Raw genomic sequence first — 3,978 nt, forward strand, 5'->3', positions numbered from 1 at the left:
TCATTAAGCTGATTCATGTCGTTCTCCTAGTGGTAACTATTTGGGCCACGCACATTGCTGTGCTGGATATCCGGGGTGGTATGAGACTCACAAGATAACTGGCCTTCCCGGTGGTTTTTAAGCAGGTTTCTGATAAAGCGCAGATAGGGCTTATTTACCATCAGCGCATCTTTGCAGGCTTGTTCCAGGCGCACATCGCCGTATTTTTTGGTGAGATTAAGCAGGCCAAGGCAACTGCGGTACGCTTGCGCGGGATGATCTTTGGCGCTGAGCTGAGCACTGACAACCTGTCGGGTCGCAGCCCCAACATTGCCACCCCAGCTCAGCAGGCGCTCCGGTGACCACTTCTGGTACTGATGGTTGCTGGGCATATGCTCCGTGTGTGTACTGAGGCCGTGCGCTTTCTTGCTGGTCGGATGTTGAGACACCAGGTTTCCCTGGTGGTAGATCTGGATTAACCGCGCGTTCGCCTCCAGTTCAACATGCTGGCCTACCAGTTGATGAGGGACTGAGTAATAGTGCTGTCGGTATTCGATGTGATAGTCCGGTCCTACCTTGGCGCGTTTGCTTTCTGTATAGAGGTAGCGCTGGACCGGGAGAGGTTTCAGCGCGGGTTTATCCAGGCTGTCGAATAAAGCTTTGCGGCTGGCACCCAGTTGTTTCATCTCTCTTTGATTCAGCTCATCCATCAGCTCCCGGATCGCCAGATTTAATGCATGGAAAGTGTGGAATATGCGGTGGCGAAGACGCATCATGATCCAGCGTTCAACAATCAGTACCGCGTTTTCTGCTTTGGCTTTATCCTTCGGTTTATAAGGCCGTGCGGGCATCACCGCTGTACCGTAATGATTCGCGAGTTTACGATAACTGTCGTTGAGTTTCGGCTCGTAACGATCCGTTTTGGTGACCGCGGCTTTAAGGTTATCCGGGATCAGAAGCGCTGGCACGCCTGTGAAGTGCTCAAAGGCGTTTGCGTGCGCTTCCAGCCAGTGCTCCAGCTTTTGACTGGGGCAGGCTTCAACGTAGGTGTAATTGGATGCCCCCAACGTTGCCACAAAGATCTGCGCATACCGAACCTCTCCGGTATCAGGGTTCACGACCGGGATTGTCGGGCCACAGTAGTCGATAAACAACTTATCGCCGGCAGTGTGGATCTGACGCATACTTCGCTTTTGCATCTTATGCCATCGAAGGTAATGCTCACAGAACTGACTGTAACGGTAGGCTCTGTGTTGATGCTCGGCGACATATTCTTCCCACAGAAGCTGCTTTGTCATGCCCTTACGCTTAAGCTCGATAAAGCACTGAGCGAAATCAGGCATGATCTTATTTTGAGCTGCCGTTTTATCCCGATACAGGGCCTGCGTTAACTCGGTATCGGAGCAGTTGTCGGTAAGTGGCCAACGCAAAGCGCTTTGTTCAAAGCGCGTCAGGATATCAGAGATGGTTGAGCGTCCAGCTTTGGTACAGGCGGCGATCTTTCTGACAGACAAACCACATTCGAATTTAAGGCGCAAAATCTCTTTGATATTTGCCATAGATGTCCTCTTTTTTGTCATGCTCACGTCCTCGCTATAATTCAATCGATAACGAGGATTGTGACTAATTGATTTAAAAGAGAAAAGAGAGGGATTCCGGCATTCCGGACAGGGTTTCCGCCTAATCGGACAGTGATTCCGGAGTTAGCAGAAAACTGGCTGGCTTATCCCGGAATCGGTGTCCGGATTAAAACGGAAAGGGTGTCCGGATAATGCCGGAATCGATGTCCGGATTGCTCCGGTGTATGCATTCATTATCAATGGGTTATATGAAATACAGTTAACAACTTTATTGTTAACCGACACGGTTGTGGTTTTCGTGATACGGCTTGGGTAATCCTTCCCGTACAGTTGGGTAGCCTTATAAGCGCAAAAAATCCCGCAATTTGCGGGATTTTTATGCTTAACAATTTTGCCTGAAATTAAAAGCGGTAGGCAATATTTAATGAGCCTGATGCGGCGACCACATCGTCTTCATCTTCATCAAGCATATCGGCATAATCACCAGCAGTACGGATTGCCAGCGTAAAATCGAGTGACACTTTCTGCCAGTTGTAACCAATACCGCCGCTAATCTGAGCACCGGAGAAGTTTTCATCAAAGCCATCTGCTTCCATTTCTTCTGAGTAGAAGCCGCCACCGATGAAAGCTTTAAAGCCATTGCTAGCGAGTCCGGTACCAAAGTATGCATTAGCTTCTAGTCCGGAAGCTTCGAGCTCTGAGAAATCATCATGTTCCACTGAATAGTATTGGCCACGCAATGAAAAATGGTCATTAAACGCGTAGTCGCCAAATACACTAAAACCTGCAAATTGATCTTCTGAGTAGCCATCAGCTTCGTAAGCGATCAATATAGACCGTTGTGATTCGTTTAGTGTTTGAGGCTATCTTCGTTTAAGGAGATGCGTTCTATATCTAACCGTGCTTCACAGCCGAAGATAAAGTCCCCTTGCTCTTCTCTTATCCAGTGATCTCCAACCGCGCGGATATCATCGCTAAACTTGGTCTTCTTTCTTTTTATCAATCGTTTTACTTGAAGTTGTCCTTCTTTAGGCGCTTGAGAGAGTGCATCAAGCACCATTTTTTCATTTTTGTCTGTGTTGTGCCAAGTGTCCAGTACGATGGCATTCCACACGGTTATTATCGTCAGCATAGCATCTTCCATTTCTGACTGGCTGTAATCAGCAGGGAGTGCATTTAACACTCCTTTACCGAACTCCATAATTGTGGCTGAGATTTTAGTGTTGGGAAGTGAGTATTTTGACATCGCTGACTAACCTGTTTTGATTGTATTTTTGTTTCCAGAGCCGCGGCGTCAGGTCGAGTACATCCTTGGCCGGATGCAGTGCTACGCGTTGCAAGACATCCACGAGGTAATGGTAGGGATTAACGCCTTGCAGGCGGCAAGTCACCATCAGGCTTTGCAGTATGCCCAGTTGTTCAGCGCCAAGTTCAGACCAGCAGAACAAATAGTTTTTTCTCCCCATGGGAATAACACGCAGTGCCCGCTCAAGATGATTGGTATCCATGGGTAAAGCAGGATTGCTCAGGAACACCTTGAGTTGGCTTTCTCGTTCATGCGCATAATGGAGTGCCTTGGCGAAGGGAGACTTGGGGAGTAAATCAGTGCGCTGTCGTTGTTGATAAACCCACCGGAAGAAGTCAGTAACGAGTGGCTCACTGTGTTGTTGCCGGTAGGCATGGATATCGGCCAGGTTTAATTGTTTATACCTGATGTGTTTTTCATGTCGGTAGAGCGCAGCGATAATATCCAGTGCCTGCTGTGCGGCTTGCGGCTCACTGTCGAGGGCTTTTTCAAAGCCTCTGCGCATGTGTACCCAACAGGCAGCATGCACAATCTGTTGTTCGTATTGATTTAATTGTTCAACCGTTTTGGTGTAGGCGGCATAACCATCGGTGAGCAAGGTACCGGTAAAGTCCTGTAACTGTGCTTGGGCATGCAACATACCCCGGCTGTTACTCCAGGTAAACGCCACTTCATCACTGTCACCGTACAGGGGCCAGAAGTAGGTTTGTTTCATGTGTCCGGGTTTTCGGCCAGCGCCTTTAGTGCGACCTGCTTTAATGGGCACTTCATCCATGGCCAGTATGTTACTTTGCAGAATGTGTTGCCACTGGGCTTTGGCGATGGGTCGAAGCAGCTCAATGCCTTTTTGTATCCAGTTGATTAAGGTGGCCCGGCTAAGGGTAATACCGCTATCCAGCATCCGTTGATGTTGGCGGTGAAGCGGTAAGTGATACACCGCTTTATCAACCATCAGTCCGGCGAGCAGTGATACATCGCAGTAACAGCCTTCCAGCACATTGGTGGGGGCAGGCGTCTCCTTAATGGTTTGCGTGGTTTTATGACGCACGACCTGTCGACGGAATCTCAATACCACATAACTGCCAGGCTGTTGTGCTAAGCGACAGGTTTCTT

At 48.8% G+C, this 3,978-nt stretch carries 4 protein-coding genes; all 4 read right to left on the bottom strand.

Annotated features, from left to right (window positions below; translation table 11 throughout):
• Window positions 1-26: 26 nt before the first annotated feature.
• On the bottom strand, window positions 27-1,559 hold the full coding sequence (gene istA / locus D9T21_RS14420; protein WP_123325661.1) for an IS21 family transposase: 1,533 nt from the start codon (window positions 1,557-1,559) through the stop codon (window positions 27-29).
• 401 nt (window positions 1,560-1,960) lie between these two features.
• Window positions 1,961-2,389, bottom strand: a complete 429-nt coding sequence (locus D9T21_RS14425) for a hypothetical protein (protein WP_123325662.1) — start codon at window positions 2,387-2,389, stop codon at window positions 1,961-1,963.
• A 20-nt stretch (window positions 2,390-2,409) separates the two neighbouring features.
• A complete protein-coding gene (locus tag D9T21_RS14430; protein WP_015066045.1) occupies window positions 2,410-2,805 on the bottom strand; it encodes a hypothetical protein in 396 nt (131 codons plus the stop codon).
• Window positions 2,777-3,978 (bottom strand): IS66 family transposase (tnpC, locus tag D9T21_RS14435; RefSeq protein ID WP_123325663.1); only part of this gene is annotated, 1,202 nt, incomplete at its 5' end. The genes D9T21_RS14430 and tnpC, both read right to left, overlap by 29 nt.

The sequence above is a fragment of the Marisediminitalea oceani genome, assembly GCF_003731635.1.
GTDB lineage: Bacteria > Pseudomonadota > Gammaproteobacteria > Enterobacterales > Alteromonadaceae > Alteromonas > Alteromonas oceani.